Here is a 19,410-nt window from a genome sequence, read left to right on the forward strand (position 1 = left end):
TTAAAAAGTATTGTCAGCACCCTCTTCCAACCGTATAACGATGCCCTCGTCCCCTCCCAGGTAAATGTTGGGGGCTATGGGGGTATTTTCCAGTTCGGGCGCAGTCGAAATGACGATTTTTCCCTTTAGAAAAGGCTCCGTTTGCCGGTATCGGCAAGGGCGCGACGTTAAATTCAGGATAATCAAAAAGCTATCCCCCAGAGGCGAATCGCGCCGATAGGCGATCAGCTGGTCATTTGAGGATACCGGTGTATAGGTTCCCTGATTCAATGCCGGTTCGCGGTTTCGCAAGTGAATGAGCTTTCGATAGAGTGAAAGCATCGAAAAGGGATTATTGCGTTGTGCTTCGACATTCAAGCGCGCGTATTTTTTATCTACACGTAGCCAGGGGGTTGCTTCCGAGAACCCGGCGTGGGGCTGGTCCGACCATTGCATGGGTGTGCGACAGGGGTCGCGGCTCAGGTCTTTGTCGGGCATATTAATGCCCTGTGGATCTTGAATTTCTTCTACTGGAATGGGTACGTCATGCATACCGATCTCGTCGCCATAGTACAAAGTTGGCGTGCCCCGCAAAGTGAGCAGCAATATGGCAGCGACGCGAGCCTGATGTTCGCCGATGCGACTGGTGAGGCGGGGACGGTCGTGATTGCCCAGCACCCAGTTGGGCCAGCCATCGGCCGGTAATGCGCCTTCGTATTGGTCAATGGCTGCCGAAATTTCCGAAGCATGCCATGGTAAGTTAAGCAACAAAAAATTAAAGGGCATATGTGCACCGTCGTTCTGAGGACCATAATATGCCATAAGCTGCTGAATAGGTAGGTAAATTTCGCCGATGATCACACGCGCTTGGTACGCGTCCACTACTTTTCGCATCTCGGCAACAATCGCATGTACCTCGGGTTGGTCGGTGGAGTACACAGGCAGCAACTGATTGTAGGTAGGTTGGCTATCGGTATAGTCGGGATTTGGCGGATTGTCCCGCAACTGGTCATCTTTGATCAGGTGCCACATCACGTCTACGCGGAAGCCATCTATGCCCTTGTCTAACCAGAAGCGCATGGCGTCGTACATGGCTTCCTTCACGGCTGGATTACGCCAGTTGAGATCCGGTTGTTCTTTGAGAAAACCATGGTAATAATACTGCTGGGTTTGGGCATCCCATTCCCAGGCATCGCCGCCGAAGACGCTCTTCCAATTATTTGGCGCACTGCCATCCGGCTTTCCGTCATGCCAGATATACCAATCCCGTTTTGGCGAAGCCTTTGAATGCTTTGATTCAATGAACCAAGGGTGATGATCTGAGGTGTGATTGGGCACAAAATCCAGTAATACTTTTATGCCTTTGGCGTGTGCTTCCTCCACCAAGCGGTCAAAATCTGCTAGGGTTCCAAACATCGGATCAATTCCGGTATAGTCCGACACATCGTATCCGAAATCCGCCATCGGAGATGGGTATATCGGCGATATCCAGATGGCCTGTATACCGAGCCATTGAAGATAATCCAGCTTGCGGATAATACCCTGAAGATCACCGATGCCATCGCCGTTGGCATCGTAAAAGGAGCGGGGGTAGATTTGATAAATAACACCGGTCTTCCACCAAGGTACGTCTTCGATAATGGGCATCATGGTTCGTTCGTTTTAAAACTCAACCTGGGGCGTATCGGTTACGGAATCGGGATCCAGACGGTCTACCGAATCTGCCGGACCGATCGGATCGCCAGTACTATCTCGGTGAGCGGGATCACCCCCGTTGGGTGGCGTGTGGTTACACGCGGTCAATAGGATACCTGACAGTATAAAAATAACAAGCGTTTTCATCTTTTTTCTGTTTACATTTACGTTTCGGCGGTTAATACCAACACACTTACCGGCGGTATCTGAAGGTTCTCCGGACTTGGCGTGGCTATGTTTCTTGGATTTGCCACCGCTGAGTCTAACAAACAGGTCCAAGTAGTGTTTGGCGGAATTGAAAATGGCACGGAGCGGTCGGACAGGTTGAACAAGGCCAGCAGCTGCGATTGCTTAAACTCGTCCTGCCGGATCAATGCCCAGGCACCGGGGGCAATGATGTGTACTTGTGTATCCGGCTTGTTAAAATTTCGCAAGGCGGGATGCTGGCGACGGAGCGCAATGAGGTTTTTATACCACGTTAGCAGCTTTTGATGTTCTCCTTGGGTACGGATTGACCAATCCAAAATGCACGATCGGAAAGTCGATTCAGCTTGTGGGTCAGGAGGAGGTTCTACTCCCAAAAAGTGTTCGAATTCTTTTTTTCTTCCTTCCTTTACCAGTGCGGCAAGCTCGGGGTCGTCATGGCTGGTAAAGTAGAGAAAAGGTCGCTTTTCTCCATATTCTTCACCCATAAACAGCATGGGAATGTAGGGCGAAAGAAGCAATGCTGCCGCGGCAATGCGCAAGTGTGCATCGGATACTAAACGAGCCAACCGATCCCCATTTTTATGGTTGCCTACCTGGTCATGATTCTGAATGAATGTGACAAATTTTGAGCCGAGAATTCCTGCTGACGATGCTCCATATTTTCGCTTTCGCGCTTTGACATATTCACCGCTGTGTACAAAGCCATCGGTAAAAGCTTTGGCCAGATGTTCGAGGGTGCCGAAATCCTCATACCGTTCCTTACCCTCGGGGTGGAGCAATACAAAAAGTGCATGATGGAAGTCGTCCAGCCACTGCGCATCAAAGCCGTATCCACCGATTTTAAAATTTTGAATGACACGAGGTGCGTTGAGGTCACTCTCGGCGATCATGTGGACCGCTTTTCCCGTTTGCTGGACGTAATGGTCGGCTTTTTCATTCATATACTGCAACACATGAACTGCGCCATTGTCCAGGATCGCGTGGATCGCATCCAATCGTAACCCATCGATGTGATAATGATGAAACCAATGGAGAATATTATTAGCAAAGAAGTCGCGTACGCCGTCAGACCAGGGTCCATCAAAATTCAGCGCATCCCCCCATGGCGTCTGGTATGCCTCAGTGAAATAGGGTCCGAACTGGTTGAAATAATTGCCTTCTGGTCCAAGGTGGTTATAAACCACATCCAGGATGACGGCTATTCCATTCTGATGGCAGGCATCCACCAGCTTTTTTAAACCCACAGGCCCGCCATAAGAATGTTGAACCGCGTACGGGAAAACCCCGTCGTATCCCCAATTCCGATTGCCCGGAAACTGCGCAACCGGCATGATCTCGATGGCGTTGATGCCGAGATCTCTTAAGTCACCCAATCGCGGGATGATCGCTTCAAACGTTCCTGCTTCGGTAAACGTTCCTACATGCAGTTCATACAATATTAACTCTTGGAGCGGATAATTTTTCCATGATTGATCCGACCACTGGTACAAAGAATGATCTACCACTGCCGAGGGGCCGTGTACTCCCTGGGGTTGGTGATGCGAGGCTGGATCGGGTAAGTCATTCCCTCCATCAAGTACATAAAAATAGAGGAGGTCAGTCGGGCAATCTGCTATATCGACCTCGAAATAGCCATCATCCACCCGGATCATCGGTTCCCGGCGATCAAAAGGAAAGACAATGTGCAGTTGAGCTTGTTTTTTTTGCGGCGCCCAAAGTCGGAAGAGACAATGGTTATCTGCCTTTCTGGAAGCGCCTAACGGCCGATCGAGTTCATACATCTTTATACGTTTAAAGTCCTGTTTCATTTTTCGTGCCATGCACAACGACTCCCTAAGTGTTCAATTACGCGTGGCAACCATCCAAGAAAGACAACGGTTGTCCAGTTTTTTGGTTTTGATGTAAGTGAAACAGGACTCCTTTGGTGCATTTGACGGGTTTATGGACGCTTTGGCGAACGCTTCGCGGATCGTACAAAACCGGCACGCTGTTGGGGCGATTGACGAAAAGACGTAATTACGGAAATAGGTTATGGATGAGCAAATTACTTCAGTTGAAGATTATTTAAAGCGGATTAAATCCTACAAGAAATTCCGGTCAGACAGGAATACTACCGGAGAAAGTTGGCTTTTTCGAGGGCAGGCTATGGATTCCGCACTCAAACCAAAAATTTTAAGGCTTACCTCCAAGATCGATTTACTGGATGCCGAACGGCAAATGTTTGCGGAATTTAAACGCGCTAATCCCTTGCTTGTAGATCCATACCGTGCGATCGACGAATGGGATTACCTGACACTTGGACAATATTTCGGTTTACCCACCCGTCTTTTGGATTGGTCCGACAATGCGTTGACCGCGCTGTGGTTTGCCACCTCGCTGGAGATCCAGCACGAAAACCAACGGAATTCAGCAGCGGTAATCTGGATGTTGACAACCACCGAGGCGGATTTTATTAATATAGATACCTACGGGAAGCCCTTTGACGCAGATCAAACCTTCTTTTACCGCCCCCGTATCATCAAGCAGCGAATTAATAATCAGTCGGGCGTGTTTTCGGTGCATGGAAACGATGCGCTTCGCAGGGGCATTTCGTTGCTTGATATGGAAACATATGCAAGCCGTTTGGTAAAACTAACCATTCCCCACGATCATATTGATCAGATCCGGAGTGAATTAAATATACTGGGCGTTCATGCCTTCAGCATATTCCCGGAACTGGAGGGACTGTGTGACTACCTGCAATGGAAATTTTTCGATGCGTAGGCTATTCGCGATTAACGAATTTATGGAACGTACTGGATTCGCCGTCAGCTTTCCGTTCCTGATAGAGAAAATCAAGCTTTTCGGCATCGAATTTTTCGAAGAAATCAGACCAGGAAATTTCTTCGAACTGGTCGTCGTCTTCGCTGTTTTCCGGAAAGTGGATGCGTAAGATGCCTTCGTCATCTCTACCGCCGGTGCCGCGTACCCTTGCAGGTACACCGCCTCGTTCTTCGGCCCATTTCCGTATGGTATCATGGTCGCTGGTTTGTTTGGATGTGCTCATGATCACTGAAATTTAAAGTTAATCCTGCGTGCCTTTATCGGGATTCCTGTTAGGATGCTTTAGTTTCGTACTTTGTTCGGCCGATCCCCCTTCGTCGCCAAGATAGCGATTGGTGATCTGGTTATCCTGCTCGATGTCATGCACCGCAAATGCATCGGTCAAATTGGTGCCGGCTTTCCCGCGTCCGGCCGGTCGGCCTTTTCGCTTGATGTCGTTTTCGTGTTTGTCGGTTCCCATCGTATCTCTTTTCTTTTTGATATTATCGAGTTTCATAGTTGTCAACATTCCGAGTTTTAATTTGTTTCAGCTTTGATAACTCAATTTTGCCAAAACAAAGGCGATGCAGGTATGTTAGCACGGTAAAGTTTATAAAATATGTTGGCGAAAAAAGACAAAGCCGTTGATCTGCTCCAGGTAGCGGACACAGCAGGGAGCACCGGAAAAAAGGAAAGGGCTGAAGCAACTCAACCGGAACCCCGGAAAACCCGTAGAGAGCTACCGAAAGAAGCCACTCCAAAATGGTATACGGGAACGATCAAGCCTTCGCACGAAGGGATGATCTGGTAGGTTGGAAGTGGGGTAAAGACATGCTACCGTTCCAGTTTGGGAACACGGGTTGGCGTGTCTTTACCGGCCACGATGCTTTTTGCGCCGATGGCAATGGCGTTAATGGAAGAAACGATATTGTCAATGTTCAGCGTTTCAACCTCATCTGCTACCGAATGATAATAACGATCCTGATCGATCTGAACCGTTGCAAACGTATGAGCGGGAACCCCTAAAGCCGCAAGCGATGCATTATCGCTGCGATAGAAGAGATTTTGTGTGGGATAAGGGTCGGGATGGAATGCAAAGGCTGTCTGCTGAACATTTTGTTGCATGATTTTAGCCAAATCGGATTGGTGATATCCCGTTACGTATAGGGAATTGGGGCCAAATTTTGCATCCTTGCCAATCATTTCAATGTTGATCATTGCAACCACACTATCCGCATCGATCTGCTTGGAGAAATATTGGGATCCCACCAGTCCGATCTCTTCCGCGGTGAAGGCAACAAAGAGAAGCGATCGTTCATTGTCATTGAGCCGCTTGTAATAATTTGCTAAACTGATTACGGCAGACACACCCGAAGCATCGTCATCCGCTCCGTTGGCGATGGAATCTTGACCAATGGGTTGAAGAATCCCAATGTGATCATAATGAGCGGAAAAGATCACGTACTCGTGGGGTTTTGATTTGCCAGGAAGCACGCCAACGAGGTTGGACAACGATAGCTCCTCTACCTTATTCGTAAAGCTCACACGGAATGATTTCGGCACTTGATTGGCCAACACGTAGACGACCGATGGCGTAGGCTGTGGAGTTTGGCCGAGCTGATTGATTTTCCCTTGCATTAGAAAACCACGGTATCTTTCAAACAGGGAGGCAAAACTGGTATCGATAATGACAATCGCATCTTTTCCGCCCACAGATGCATCGCGGAAGCGTTGCGCAAAATCATCGCCGGCCTGAATCTGTATCAGGGATACCGCTGGCTCGTTGTTCCAGTTAACTCCGGGGCTATTGCTTGATACGATGATGTGTTCATCGGGAATATCGGTTCCATCAAAGGTCACCTCCCAGGTCGCTGGGCTGATCCGGGATACGCGAAAGGTTTGCCGATACCCATTCTGCGGTGGATAGGGTTGTAATCCGATTTTCTTGAATTCCGTCGCAATGAATTCGGCTGCCCGTTCTATGCCGGGCGAAAAGGCTGCCCTACCCTCCATATCATCTGCCGCCAGTGTGGTCAGTATCCGCTTCACTTCACTTGGGTCAACGATCCGGTCGTGCGCTTGGCGTACCGTACATCCCGCCAGCAGGGCGGCGATCCATATGCAGTGCTTAAAAACTTTCATTGCCTATCCGTTGAATAACTGTCAAACTTAGGCAAAGTTTGTGTGCAAAGCAACTTTTGCCAGTCGCTTTGCTGTCGTGGAAATTTAAACGCAAACAATTTTCGGGGTCCCGGTGTTTCGCTTTGCCGAATAACACTTATATTTGGATTCACTAAATATGAGTATTATGAAAGAGATTACGGTTGAAGAACTTAAGGATAAAATCGATAATAACGAAGATTTTCAATTGATCGATGTCCGGGAGGAGTTTGAGTATGAAACCTCCAACATAAACGGTGAGCATATCCCTTTAGCCGATGTCGTTTTGGAGCAAGATAAGATATCCCGGGACAAGCCGGTGGTGATCCATTGTCGCAGCGGCAAGCGCAGTGCCCAAGCCATTATGTTGCTTGAGCAGGAAGGTTTTGATAACCTGTATAACCTGCAGGGAGGAATATTGGCCTGGCGGGACGCCTTTGATCCCGATATGCAGGTTTATTGATTGCTGCAACAGTCGGCATGAAACGATATTTCCTTTATAACATCTTGCTAAATATTAGTTTGATCTTGATGTTCTTCAGTGCGGTAGCAGCGTATCAAAGCCGCCAGTATATCGTATTGGCAATTTCCATACTGATTATCTTGATATTAGGGTATCTCAAGTATCGGCTACTGAAGCAAGTGAGGCAACGTTAGCCGTACGAGTTCGCGGCCTTTCAAGATCGGTATAACCGATACCTGATCTTCCTGTAGGCAAAAAGCGATGTCCTGCGCAATGTGGAGATGTTGCATCCGTTTGCTGTGGGAGGCTTTGCCAAGGTATGTGGGTAAATCGCTCCGGGCTTCCAGATAGAGGCTTTCTGCAGCATATGCCGCGTCATCCAATTCCATGTCCCTGGTTTTGAGGCGATGGACAAGCGCTCCGGCAAATACGGTATCTTCCAGATTGAAGTGGTTTTTCCAGCCTGCACACACCAGCAAGATGTGCTGCGGCTGGGTTTTGAGCCAGTTTGAAAGGGTACTGATATTAAGAAATGATCCGATCACCACGGCACTTGCGCCAGCGCATCGCTTGATGGCCCGTGTACCGTTCGTAGTAGTCAACACGACCGTTTTTCCTGCTACTTTTTCCTTGGTATATGAAAATGGCGAATTGCCAAAATCGAATCCCGTGACTACCTGGCCGTCGCGCTCGGCAGCTAATAAATGGCCATTACTTTGATAGGAAAGACACTCATCCAATTCTTCCACGGGAATGATCGCTTGGGCGCCGTTTGCCAATCCATAACACATCGAAGACGTGGCCCGGAAGATATCGATGACTACCGCTATGGTGTCGTCCAGTTCGTGGAAAGGGAGCAAAGCAGGGCTTAAACAGACACGAATACTTTTTGGACTCATCAGGAGGCTTATTTTACAAACGGAGGCTTTACGACGGATGCTTTGACTGGATTATTTCGGATGTCGATATATATTTCGCTCCCCTCCTTAGCATACCCGATGGGGACGTATCCTAACCCGATGGATTTTTTAAGTGTAGGTGATTGTGTTCCTGATGTGACATGTCCGATTGGCTGGCCCTCGGCGTTAATGATGGTGTATCCCTGCCGTGGAATTCCTCGATCGATCATTTCAAAGCCTACCAATTTACGTTGCAGACCAGCTTCCTTTTGCTTTTTTAACCCGTCGGCATTCACAAAATCTTTGGAAAACTTCGTAACCCAACCCAAGCCGGCCTCTAGGGGAGAAGTCGTATCATCGATGTCATTGCCGTAAAGGCAGAAGCCCATTTCAAGCCGAAGGGTGTCGCGGGCACCTAATCCGATCGGTTTGATACCATAGGGTGCTCCCGCTTCAAAAATGGCATCCCACACCGTCTTGGCATCTTTATTAGCGACGTATATCTCGAATCCACCGGCTCCCGTATAACCGGTGGCAGATACAAGCACGTTGTCTACCCCGGCAAATTTGCCTTTGCTGAACGTATAATATTCCATAGTAGGCAGATCGAGTTCCGTGAGGCTTGCCAGTGCCTCGGAGGCTTTTGGCCCTTGTACAGCAAAAAGGGAGGTCTCATCTGAAATGTTTTTTAAGGTTACGCCGAAGGTGTTGTGCTGGGAAATCCAATCCCAATCTTTTTCGATATTTGCGGCGTTAACCACAAGGAAATAGGTTTTTTCATCAATCCGATAAACGAGAAAATCATCAATCACGCCGCCGGTTTCATTCGGAATATATGCATATTGAACCTTGCCATCGTAAAGTTTGGATGCATCGTTGGAACTGATTTTTTGCACCAGTTCCAGCGCGTGGTCCCCTTTCAGTATAAATTCGCCCATATGGCTAACATCAAATACGCCTACTCCTTTGCGCACGGTTTCATGTTCGTCATTGATACCTGAATACTGGACAGGCATGTTGAAGCCAGCGAAAGGGACCATCTTGGCACCTAAGGCAATGTGTAGCTCGGTGAGAGCGGTATTTTTGATCATGTGGCTTTGTTTATTTCGGCGCAAAGCTAATGAAACCTGCATGAATTGCCAATCAAAAAGAATAGGAACTGCGTGTGGCGGTCCGATGAACTTTGTGCGTTCGGTAATGCGCCTTAGGCAAACCTGGCAGGCGCTGAAGCCTGCCAGGAGAGGGATTGGTGCTATTCGGGCTTTCGGTTGAACTGGAGTATCTCATTCACATTGACCTCCGTGACATAACGTGTCACACCATCTTTGTCAATGTATTGGCGGTTGACCAACTTGCCTTCAACGGCGATCTCTGAACCTTTGCTAAGGCTCTTTTGGGCAAATGAGGCCTGTTTTCCCCAAAATACAAGGTTGTGCCATTGGGTATCGGTAACCCATTCTCCTTGGCCGTTGCGATACCGCTCATTGGTGGCGATGGAAACTCGGGCCAGGGTTCTGTTGTTGTCAAATGTTTTCACTTCGGGATCGCCGCCTAAAAATCCGGTGAGGCGTACGCTGTTTTTTAAGGTGTTCATAAGGTGTTGGTTTAATAGAAACATACGATTAACGAACGATGGATATTCTGGACCATCGACAACACAAAGATCAGGCTATCAGAATGACGTAGCCGGATATTAAACGTATATATCCGTTTTTAAACGGCTATAAACGGATCTATTTCCTATCTTTGTGTTACTTGGTTGGCAAGCGAATGAAATTGAGAATTTATCAGGTTGATGCATTTACCGATCGGATTTTCTCGGGCAATCCGGCAGCGATATGCCCGTTGGAAGAATGGTTGAGTGAGACAATCATGCAGCAGATCGCTATGGAAAATAATCTCGCCGAAACCGCTTTTTTTGTGAAACGCGATCAAGGTTACGAAATTCGTTGGTTTACACCGACCCTTGAGGTTGATTTATGTGGGCATGCCACGCTGGCGTCCGCGTTTGTCTTATTCAACTGTGCGGGGCATACGGCGGACACGATCCGTTTTTATTCGCCGCGAAGCGGGCATCTGGAGGTAAAACGCCACCAAAATTACCTAACATTGAATTTTCCTGCAGATTTCTTCACCCCGGTACCGATCACCGCGGAATTGGAGGCGGCGTTCGATATCGCACCCGAGGCGGCTTATAAAGGAAGGACCGACTATATGCTCGTTTTTGGAAGCGAAGAGCACGTCCGGAGAGCCAAACCCGACCTGGCCCGTATAGCGCAATTGAACGCGAGAGGCGTGATCATCACCGCGAAAGGAAATGAGGTAGATTTTGTTTCTCGTTTTTTTGCTCCTCAATCGGGGATCGATGAAGATCCCGTTACGGGATCCGCCCATACAACATTAACTCCGTATTGGGCAAGGGAACTCCGTAAAAATGAGTTGACGGCCAGGCAGCTTTCAGCGCGACAAGGTTATTTGAGATGTAACCATCTCGATGACCGCGTTGAAATCAGCGGTCAGGCAAGGTTGTATCTGACGGGTGAGATCGAATTAGATTAGTATTTAGTATCTTTTCCGGAAACGTATGGGTCTATTCCGTAGCGATAACAGGCATACATATATTCGAAGATATTTGTACATTTGAGGAATTTGGTTTTTAAGACAATTAGGGTATTGGAAATAACGCGATAGAAACATGTCAATCTCCAGTGAATCTGAACGGATAGGAATGCAACGTGTCAGCGAGGTGGTAGCAACTACCTTAAAGGCGATGCGCGATTATGCAAAGCCGGGCATGACTACCAAGCAATTGGACGATTATGGGCGTGCGCTTTTCGAGGCGAGCGGCGCAAAATCTGCACCGACATTGACCTATGGGTTTCCTGGCTGGACCTGTATCAGCTTGAATGGGGAGGTTGCGCATGGAATTCCCGCGGATGACCGCGTCATGCAGGAAGGCGACCTGGTTAATGTCGACGTTTCCGCAATGCTTGACGGCTATTGGGCCGACAACGGTGGTTCGTTTGTGTTGGGCCGGGATATCCATGGCCATCAGCCGTTGATTGATGCTTCCAAGGATATTTTGTGGAAGGCTATCCACCAGATCAAAGGCGGAGTTCGGATTGCGGATATCGGGAAACTGATTGAGACCGAAGCGAAAAAACGCGGATATACTGTCATTAAAAACTTAACGGGTCACGGCGTGGGCCGGAGTTTGCACGAGGAACCCGGTGAGATTGCTAACTATTATGACCGGTTTAATAAGAACCGGTTTAAAAAGAATACGGTGGTTGCCATCGAAACATTTATCTCAAGTCGTTCAACGATTGCGCTTACCACAAAAGACGGATGGACTTTGGTAGGCAATAAGGGCGGCTTTGTGGCGCAACACGAGCATACCATTGTGGTTACCGATGGTCAGCCCGTCATCCTGACACAACAAAACGGAATATGGAATTGATAAGGGGAGGGGATCAGGCGACGTATGCTATTCAATGAAATTGTCGGGCAGACCGCAATCAAGCGGAATCTCATTAACACCGTAACGGAAAATCGCGTAAGTCACGCACAGCTTTTCTTAGGTCCCGAAGGATGTGGAAGTCTCGCACTGGCGGTGGCGTATGCGCAGTACATTAACTGCGAAAACAAGCAAGCCGACGACAGCTGCGGCGAATGTGCAGCCTGCCGCAAATACAACAAACTCATTCATCCCGACCTGCATTTTTCCTACCCGTTTTTCGCGAAGCATAAAGAAGATACCGCAGCAACCTATGCAGAAGAATGGCGGAAGGCTTTTTTAGAGAATCCCTACCTGGGGCTTGATTCCTGGCGGGCACAATTTGATGCAGAAAATAAGCAAGCAAATATCAATATTGCAGAGGCACATCATATTATCAAGAAGTTGAGCCTGAAGGCTTTTGAGGCTGAGTACAAAGTGCTCATATTATGGTTGCCCGAATACTTGGACGCGCAGGGGAATGCGTTACTGAAGCTGATCGAGGAGCCTCCGGAGAAGACGCTTTTTCTTTTGGTTGCAGAAAGCCAGGATCGGATACTTAATACGATTATCTCCCGTACCCAGCTTGTCAAGATCAACCGGCTTACTGATGGGGAGGTATCGGGATACCTTATGGAAAAACAGCAGCTAAGCAAGCATCAGGCCGAAGAGATCGCGTTTATCAGTGGGGGGAATATCCAGCAGGCTATCAATTTGCTTGGCGAGGAAACCAAAGATCATTTTGATCTGATGATCCGTTGGCTGCGCTATTGCGTGACCGACACCGGCCTTTCCCTGGTTAAGATCTGTGAGGACGAGTTATCGAAATTGGGCCGTGAAAATCAAAAAAGTTTCTTACTTTACACCTTAAATATGATGCGTCAGGCGGTGTTGCTGAAGGAAAATATGTCGCAATTAGTCCATCTGCCAAGTGGGGAGCTTGATTTCGTGCAGAAGTTCAGTAAGCATTATCGGATGGCGCAAATCGAGGGGGCGATCCGCCTTTTTGAAGAGGCACATTACCACATCGAGCGCAATGCCAATCCAAAAATATTATTTTTAGATGTATCTTTGCAGCTGGTTTTAATTTTTAAATATCAAACGTTCCGCCGATTGGCGGACTCAACATATATCGATCACTATGGGATGTAGCAGTTGCTCATCCGGCGGAGGGTGTGGTACTACACCGGCAGGTTGCGAAAACAATGGCGCCTGCATGACGAGCGGATGCAATAAATTAGATGTATACGATTGGCTGGCCAATATGGACATGCCAACAAATTATAAGCCCTTCAACATTGTGGAGGTAAGGTTTAAGGGGTCGCGGAAGGATTTCTACATTAACCATGAAAACCTCTACCTTGAAATGGGCGAAATGGTGGCGGTAGAGCCAAGTGCGGGCGGATATGACATCGGCCATGTGTCTATGACAGGCGAACTGGTGCGGCTGCAATTAAAGAAAAATAATGTCGATGCGACCAGCGTAACCAAGAAAATTTACCGGAAAGTCACGGATGCAGACATCAAGAAATGGCAGGCCGCCAAAGATCTCGAGTGGGAAACCATGCATCGTGCCCGTAAGCTGGCATTGGACTTAGGGCTTTCCATGAAAATCAGTGACGTCGATTACCAAGGCGACAAGTCCAAGGCTACGTTTTACTATACCGCCGATGGCCGGGTAGATTTCAGGGAGCTGATCAAGCGTATGGCGGAAACTTTCCGTATCCGCATTGAAATGCGGCAGATCGGGATGCGACAAGAGGCCAGTAGGCTTGGCGGTATCGGTTCATGTGGCAGAGAGCTATGCTGCTCGACCTGGCTCACCGACTTTAAAACGGTATCCACTTCGGCGGCGCGTTATCAGAACCTTTCGTTGAATACGCTAAAGCTGGCCGGGCAATGCGGAAAGCTCAAATGCTGCCTTAACTATGAGCTGGATAGCTACATGGATGCCTTAAAGGATATACCTAACAATATCGAGCGGATTGAAACGCAGCGAGGCGTGGCTTTCCTGCAAAAAACCGACATCTTTAAAAAATTGATGTGGTTTAGCTACCCTGGGGAAGAAAATTGGATACCCCTCACGACTGATCGGGTGAAAGAGATACACCGGTTGAACAAAGACGGTGTGAAACCGGCGGAGATCGGTGCGGTAGTTCTGGATACTCCGGAAGAAAAGCCAGTCACCTATGATTACGAAAACGTGGTAGGTCAGGATAGCCTTACCCGTTTGGACGACCGGAATAGGAAAAAACGGCGTTCGGGGAAAAGCAAACGGAAACCCGAAGGAAAGAAGGCTGCCGCAAATCCATCTCAGGAAAAAAGTGGAGATGTCGGGAAGGTGATTAAACAACCGGTATCCGAAAAAGAAAATAAATCTGCTGAAACAAAAACGTCAAAACCCAAGAAGCGTTTCCGTGGGAACAACCGGAAGGCAAAAGGGGGCGGGCAATCACAAACCGGACAAGATAGTTGACGATCGTGCGCATTAGTCTGACAACATTCGGTGTAATTTTAGTAGGGGCTTTCTGCACGGTATCCTGTACGGACACGGCTGTATTGGACCAGAACGTCGCCATTGCCGATCATGCCTGGCATTATGAAGACCGACCTCAGTTGACTGCGCATATTACCGATATTACCAGACCATATGCCATTTACCTTAATCTCCGACATACACCTGATTATGCCTATTCCAATGTATTTGTGCTATTGCATCAGCGCCAGCCCAACGGGCGTGATACAACCGAACGGATTGAGTTGACCCTGGCTGAATCCGATGGAAGGTGGCTGGGCCGGGGTGCCGGAAGTGTGTATGCACACCAGCATCTGATCAAAGAATCTGTACGCTTTCCCGATACCGGCAATTACGTGTTCACCCTGGAACAGAATATGCGTGAGAACCCCTTGCAAGGAATTGTAGACGTGGGGATCCGTGTCGAACCCACCAAATAACCTAGGTCTGCTCATCTTAACTTAAATTTTCTTTTTGATAATCAATTAGATATGTTTTTATATACTACTATGTATTGCATAGTACAAACTAAAACATATATCTTTGTATTATGATAGTAGATAACACGCAAACCCAAATGAGGAAGGGGATACTGGAATACTGTATCCTTTCGATTATCTCGCGGGGCGAGATTTATGCCTCAGACATCATCGGCGAGTTGAAGAAGGCGCGATTGCTGGTGGTAGAGGGTACTTTATATCCCTTACTTACCCGGCTTAAGAACAATGGTCTGTTGAGTTACAGCTGGAAAGAATCGACCTCGGGCCCTCCCCGTAAGTATTACCAGATTACACCGTCCGGACTGGAAGTCCTTAACAAACTGGACACGACATGGGAAGAACTGGTCTTCGCGGTGAAAACATCCATGGAGGGGCGGATCACGGAAGCGGACAATACACATCACGATATATCAAAAAACGAACAATAAAAAACCACAAAACAATGAACAGGACCATCATTATCAATATAAACGGCATTGTCTTTCACATTGAGGAAGATGCTTATGAGGTGCTCCGCACGTATATGATTGATGTCAAAAGGCACTTTGGGTACACCGCAGACAGCCATGAGATTGTCGGCGATATTGAAAACCGCATCGCTGAAATGTTCAGTGAGCGTATCGTGCAAGGAAAAAAGGAAGTCATTACGATGCAGGATGTCAATGATGTGATTGCCCAGATGGGGCGGGTAAGCGATTTTGAGGCAGGAGACCCCGAGGAGGCGTATGCGTCGGCAGACGAAACGTATGATATTCCGCCGATGAGTGGGCAACGTAAGTTGATGCGCGATCCGGATGACAAGGTATTCGGAGGTGTATGCAGCGGGTTGGGTCACTATTTCGGCATAGAGTCGCGCTGGATCCGGCTTATTCTTGTGCTGTTGTTTATCTTCGGTGGCGCGGGAGTCCTTCTATACATCATTCTTTGGATTGTGATGCCGCTGGCCCGAACCAGGGCCGACCGCATGGCTATGCGCGGGGAAGCGCCCAACTTGCAGAATTTCAAGCGGAGTTTTCAGGAGGAAATGGAGGGCCTCCGCACAAATTTTACAGGGGCCGAGGAAGGGCTTAAAAGAGGCTTGAACTCGGCCGGCAATTTTCTGGTTAAAGCCTTTGTGGTGTTAGCCAAAGTCATTGGCGTACTATTTATCATCGGTTTATGCGGCGGATTGGTTGTTCTGGTCATCAGTATCATTGCTTCTTTCGGATTTTTAGGAAGCGATACCGATATGGCAATGTTTCCGCTAAACGTGATTGAACCGGCCTATCGTACTCCTATGCTGATCAGTGCACTTTTTGTGGCCGTAATTCCATTCATCGCGCTCGTCGCGCTGATTATCCGGATTTTATTTAACCGATCGGCAATGGGCCGATATACCGGCTTTACGCTACTGGCCATGTGGTTGATTGCAGTGGGTTTTACCACAGTATATGCAGCCCGCACAGCGAATGATTTCCGGGAGGAAAGCACCCTTGTCGAGGAGCGCCCGCTGGAAAAGCAGCCCGTATATCATTTATCAAAAAATGACATGACGGTTATCCGGTTGCAAAACGATTCGACCGATCGGACGTCATTGATTCGTAAGCGCGCCATTATCCGCAATCGGAACATGATGGAATGGCAAAGCCGCATGTATATGCGCATTGCGAAAGTGGATTCCACACAGCCACCGTCGTTAACCTACGAATATTCCGCACATGGAGCAACGTATGAACGGGCTGCCGAGCGTGCAGGCAGAATCGACTATCATTTCGAGCAACAGGCGGACAGGTTGATTTTCGACAGTCATTTCAACCTGGGTGACGAGGACCTGATGCGTGACCAACGGTTGTACGTAACATTGAATATTCCCGTCGGAGCAAGGCTTCTTATTGATAGAGACTTGCAACGGCACATTTCCGACATACCTTTTAACCAGTGCGAAGAAAATTATCAATATCCGGATGGAAACCGGCCCGATAAAACCGAGTGGATCATGCTGGAATCCGGGTTGAAATGTGCAATGTCCGCACCTGTGGAGGAAGAAAAGCCTGACAGCATTGATACGGCACGCATGGACAGCATCGCTACACCGGATACCGTTGCGCTTAAAGATAATTAGTGCTCGTGCAACTTTTTGATGCCTGGAGCGTCCTACTAATGTCCCGTTCTTTCAGGATACCACCTCAATAAATGCAACATATAATACATGAGTAGGCTCATCAAAATAGTATTGTCAATCCTTTCGCTGTACTCAGGAGTATATGCTCAGGAAGCGGCCTTGAAGGGTAGGGTGGTCGATGAAAAGCATGCGCCACTTGACCTGGCTACGGTCAATTTGCTTCGGGCAAAAGATTCAACGATTCTGAAGACCGATTTTCCCGATGAAAAAGGTCAATACGCTTTTGGGAATCTCCCCCGGGGCGAATACCTGATTTCTGCTGTGCTGATCGGTTATATTGATGCAGCGAGCCAAATCATACAGATTACGGCGGATAAGGGGACAACCGATGCGGGGGCATTAGTGCTTAAGCCTACCCATACCGTATTGGCTGAAGTAGCGGTAACGGCTCCCCAACGGCCGTTGGTTGAACGTAAGCCGGATATGCTGGTGGTTAATGTCGAAAATTCTACGCTCGCCGCCGGCAATACTGCCTTGGATATCCTTGAACGTTCGCCGGGGGTAACCGTAGATAAAGACGATAACATCAGCCTTATGGGCAAGCAAGGGGTTACGGTGATGATCGACGGCAAGCAAACCTATCTTTCGGCCGAGCAATTGGCCAATTTCTTGCGCAATATGGACGGAAACACGATAAAATCAATTGAACTGATTACCAATCCGTCTTCAAAATACGATGCCTCCGGTACGGCAGGAATGATTAATATCGTGCTCAAGAAAAACCGGTTGGCGGGCACGAATGGCACGTTTACACTGGGAACGGGCTACGGTTTCGGTCATAAAGCAAACACGTCCGTGAACCTCAATCACAAGGTTGGACGCGTGAATGTGTTCGGAACCTACAGCTATATGAATAATCGGGGCGGGAGTGAATTTGATATTTTTCGTTCCATCTTAGGGGAAAATGATCGCACGGATTTTCAGCAATATACCAATTTTAATCGCAGAAACCGTAGTCATAACTACCGTGGAGGTATTGACTACAACACGTCGGATCGAAATGTGCTCGGTATCGTTGTGAGCGGATATGCCAGTGGCAATGATAACAACAACGCGAGTAATACGTTGATCGGCCGGACGGTAGCCGTTCCAGATTCAACACTGGCTACCTCCTCGATTTTCGATGGTCGTTATTCGAGCTTCGCCGTAAATATAAATAACCAATTCACCATTGACAGTAATGGCAGGAAATTAGTGGCTGACGTGGATATGTCGCGGTTCTCGAATCATAACCGCGCCAATTATAACAACACATTCTACTTGCCTTCAGGCGCTATCAAGGATGAACCGTTATTGTCGCGCAGCGACATGCCCACCATTATCGACATCCGCGTGGCCAAGGTAGACTATACCCATCCCATAGACAAGAAAAATAAGATAGAGGCCGGCTTGAAATACAGCGATGTTTCATCAGACAACGATATGCGTTTCGAAAATCAGGTGAACGGACAATGGCAGAACGATCAAGGCAGGACCAACCACTTCCTTTACGAGGAAGCGGTCGCAGCGGCTTATCTGAATTATAACACGCAATTGGGCAAATGGGGTGTCCAAATGGGATTGCGGGGCGAATATACGGTTTCAGACGGCAATTCGATTACCCTGGCCAACCGGGTTAAACGGGATTATTTGGACCTGTTCCCAAGTATATTCGTCAATTATAACATCTCTGATGACCATCAGACTGGGATTTCCTACAGCAAGCGGATCAATCGGCCGAACTATGGCAACCTCAATCCCTTTGAGTATTTCCTTGATCAATATACCTTTGAGCAAGGAAACCCTTATCTCAAACCGGAATATACACACGCATTTGAGGCTTCCTACACCTTGAAGCAAAAATATCACCTAAGTGCGGGTTATAATCGTACAAACGACGTGATTGCCGAGTCCATGAACCAGGACCTCGTGACCAAACGGACCTGGGTAACCCGAGACAATCTTGCGATGCAGGAAGTCTGGTATGCCAACCTCAATCTGCCGATAAAAGTGGCGAAATATTGGAATACCCAAACCAACCTGAATGCTTATTACATGGGATTTGAAGGACCGTTGAACGGCGATTACCTTAAACAGGGGCAATTTGCATGGCAGTTGCGCAGTAACCATACGTTCAACATTTTGAGTACGTTGACCGCCGAGGCGTCGGTCAACTATCGATCGTCGCTAATATACAGTGTATACCACATCGGTGCGCAATGGTCCATTGACGCGGGATTGAATAAGTCCTTTTATCATAAAAAAGCCAACTTGAAGCTTTCCGTAAGCGACATTTTCGACACCCGTATCCAGGACGTACGGACCCGCTATAACAACATGAATACGATTGTTAATCAGAAAAATGAAACAAGGGTTGCGCGGCTTACCTTCACTTACAGCTTTGGGAATCTGAAAAGCGGCGCCCGCCGGGAAACCCAGAGCGAAGAAAAAAGCCGTATTAATATGCCTTAGTGTGTGTGGGCATATAATTTGTGGTTCGCCGCCGCTGATGTGAATCGGCGGCGGTTTTTTTGGCGGACTGGGTGTTCACATG

At 48.1% G+C, this 19,410-nt stretch carries 21 protein-coding genes; 12 read left to right on the top strand and 9 right to left on the bottom strand.

What is annotated here, in order from left to right; all coding sequences use genetic code 11:
* The 3 genes from ACFQRK_RS10135 to treZ are packed head-to-tail and all read right to left on the bottom strand — an operon-like array spanning nt 1 to nt 3,662.
* Nucleotides 1-1,629, bottom strand: a complete 1,629-nt coding sequence (locus tag ACFQRK_RS10135; protein ID WP_379006165.1) for an alpha-amylase family glycosyl hydrolase — start codon at nt 1,627-1,629, stop codon at nt 1-3.
* Between the two features lie 12 nt (nt 1,630-1,641).
* On the bottom strand, nt 1,642-1,821 hold the full coding sequence (locus ACFQRK_RS10140) for a hypothetical protein (RefSeq protein ID WP_379006167.1): 180 nt from the start codon (nt 1,819-1,821) through the stop codon (nt 1,642-1,644).
* 17 nt (nt 1,822-1,838) lie between these two features.
* Nucleotides 1,839-3,662: a malto-oligosyltrehalose trehalohydrolase gene (treZ, locus tag ACFQRK_RS10145; RefSeq protein WP_379006169.1), complete on the bottom strand. Its 1,824-nt coding sequence runs from the start codon at nt 3,660-3,662 to the stop codon at nt 1,839-1,841.
* Nucleotides 3,663-3,912: 250 nt separating this feature from the next.
* On the opposite strand from treZ, the gene ACFQRK_RS10150 reads away from it, so the two are divergent.
* Nucleotides 3,913-4,644, top strand: a complete 732-nt coding sequence (locus tag ACFQRK_RS10150) for an FRG domain-containing protein (protein ID WP_379006172.1) — start codon at nt 3,913-3,915, stop codon at nt 4,642-4,644.
* Between the two features lies 1 nt (nt 4,645).
* On the opposite strand, the gene ACFQRK_RS10155 is transcribed toward ACFQRK_RS10150, so the two are convergent.
* The gene (locus tag ACFQRK_RS10155; RefSeq protein ID WP_379006174.1) at nt 4,646-4,927 is read right to left on the bottom strand and encodes a hypothetical protein; all 282 of its coding nucleotides are present in this window, start codon (nt 4,925-4,927) and stop codon (nt 4,646-4,648) included.
* Between the two features lie 18 nt (nt 4,928-4,945).
* Nucleotides 4,946-5,200: a hypothetical protein gene (locus ACFQRK_RS10160; RefSeq protein WP_379006176.1), complete on the bottom strand. Its 255-nt coding sequence runs from the start codon at nt 5,198-5,200 to the stop codon at nt 4,946-4,948.
* Between the two features lie 102 nt (nt 5,201-5,302).
* On the opposite strand from ACFQRK_RS10160, the gene ACFQRK_RS10165 reads away from it, so the two are divergent.
* Nucleotides 5,303-5,494 (top strand): hypothetical protein, encoded by a 192-nt coding sequence (locus ACFQRK_RS10165; protein ID WP_379006179.1) that lies wholly within the window; start codon nt 5,303-5,305, stop codon nt 5,492-5,494.
* A gap of 23 nt (nt 5,495-5,517) precedes the next feature.
* Here the strand turns inward: ACFQRK_RS10165 and ACFQRK_RS10170 are convergent, their stop codons facing one another.
* Complete coding sequence (locus ACFQRK_RS10170; RefSeq protein ID WP_379006181.1) at nt 5,518-6,825, bottom strand: M20/M25/M40 family metallo-hydrolase; 1,308 nt, start codon at nt 6,823-6,825, stop codon at nt 5,518-5,520.
* A 166-nt stretch (nt 6,826-6,991) separates the two neighbouring features.
* Between ACFQRK_RS10170 and ACFQRK_RS10175 the strand changes: the two genes are divergently transcribed.
* Both ACFQRK_RS10175 and ACFQRK_RS10180 read left to right on the top strand, forming a co-directional pair.
* The gene (locus ACFQRK_RS10175; RefSeq protein ID WP_188750895.1) at nt 6,992-7,306 is read left to right on the top strand and encodes a rhodanese-like domain-containing protein; all 315 of its coding nucleotides are present in this window, start codon (nt 6,992-6,994) and stop codon (nt 7,304-7,306) included.
* A gap of 68 nt (nt 7,307-7,374) precedes the next feature.
* Nucleotides 7,375-7,500, top strand: coding sequence for a DUF6358 family protein (locus ACFQRK_RS10180; RefSeq protein WP_379006977.1), 126 nt, complete (start codon nt 7,375-7,377; stop codon nt 7,498-7,500).
* On the opposite strand, the gene ACFQRK_RS10185 is transcribed toward ACFQRK_RS10180, so the two are convergent.
* From ACFQRK_RS10185 to ACFQRK_RS10195, 3 genes are all read right to left on the bottom strand, one after another.
* Complete coding sequence (locus ACFQRK_RS10185; protein WP_379006183.1) at nt 7,474-8,205, bottom strand: 2-phosphosulfolactate phosphatase; 732 nt, start codon at nt 8,203-8,205, stop codon at nt 7,474-7,476. The genes ACFQRK_RS10180 and ACFQRK_RS10185 overlap by 27 nt on opposite strands.
* 8 nt (nt 8,206-8,213) lie before the next feature.
* Entirely contained in the window at nt 8,214-9,293 is a 1,080-nt protein-coding gene (gene gcvT / locus ACFQRK_RS10190; protein WP_379006979.1) for a glycine cleavage system aminomethyltransferase GcvT, read from the bottom strand.
* Nucleotides 9,294-9,457: 164 nt separating this feature from the next.
* Complete coding sequence (locus tag ACFQRK_RS10195) at nt 9,458-9,799, bottom strand: single-stranded DNA-binding protein (RefSeq protein WP_379006186.1); 342 nt, start codon at nt 9,797-9,799, stop codon at nt 9,458-9,460.
* A 176-nt stretch (nt 9,800-9,975) separates the two neighbouring features.
* Between ACFQRK_RS10195 and ACFQRK_RS10200 the strand changes: the two genes are divergently transcribed.
* From ACFQRK_RS10200 to ACFQRK_RS10235, 8 genes are all read left to right on the top strand, one after another.
* Nucleotides 9,976-10,764, top strand: coding sequence for a PhzF family phenazine biosynthesis protein (locus ACFQRK_RS10200; RefSeq protein ID WP_379006187.1), 789 nt, complete (start codon nt 9,976-9,978; stop codon nt 10,762-10,764).
* Nucleotides 10,765-10,900: 136 nt separating this feature from the next.
* On the top strand, nt 10,901-11,665 hold the full coding sequence (gene map, locus ACFQRK_RS10205; RefSeq protein WP_379006188.1) for a type I methionyl aminopeptidase: 765 nt from the start codon (nt 10,901-10,903) through the stop codon (nt 11,663-11,665).
* 24 nt (nt 11,666-11,689) lie between these two features.
* Nucleotides 11,690-12,853 carry an ATP-binding protein gene (locus ACFQRK_RS10210; RefSeq protein ID WP_379006190.1) on the top strand — a complete coding sequence of 388 codons (1,164 nt, stop codon included), beginning with the start codon at nt 11,690-11,692 and terminating at the stop codon, nt 12,851-12,853.
* Complete coding sequence (locus ACFQRK_RS10215) at nt 12,843-14,177, top strand: stage 0 sporulation family protein (protein WP_379006192.1); 1,335 nt, start codon at nt 12,843-12,845, stop codon at nt 14,175-14,177. Before ACFQRK_RS10210 ends, ACFQRK_RS10215 begins: the two co-directional genes overlap by 11 nt.
* Nucleotides 14,178-14,182: 5 nt before the next feature.
* Complete coding sequence (locus ACFQRK_RS10220; protein WP_379006981.1) at nt 14,183-14,656, top strand: gliding motility lipoprotein GldH; 474 nt, start codon at nt 14,183-14,185, stop codon at nt 14,654-14,656.
* Nucleotides 14,657-14,766: 110 nt separating this feature from the next.
* Nucleotides 14,767-15,144, top strand: a complete 378-nt coding sequence (locus ACFQRK_RS10225) for a PadR family transcriptional regulator (protein WP_379006195.1) — start codon at nt 14,767-14,769, stop codon at nt 15,142-15,144.
* 14 nt (nt 15,145-15,158) lie between these two features.
* Nucleotides 15,159-16,817 (top strand): PspC domain-containing protein, encoded by a 1,659-nt coding sequence (locus ACFQRK_RS10230; protein ID WP_379006198.1) that lies wholly within the window; start codon nt 15,159-15,161, stop codon nt 16,815-16,817.
* A gap of 87 nt (nt 16,818-16,904) precedes the next feature.
* A complete protein-coding gene (locus ACFQRK_RS10235) occupies nt 16,905-19,328 on the top strand; it encodes a TonB-dependent receptor domain-containing protein (protein ID WP_379006199.1) in 2,424 nt (807 codons plus the stop codon).
* Nucleotides 19,329-19,410: the final 82 nt, after the last annotated feature.

Source organism: Parapedobacter sp. GCM10030251 (assembly GCF_042666505.1).
Lineage (GTDB): Bacteria > Bacteroidota > Bacteroidia > Sphingobacteriales > Sphingobacteriaceae > Parapedobacter.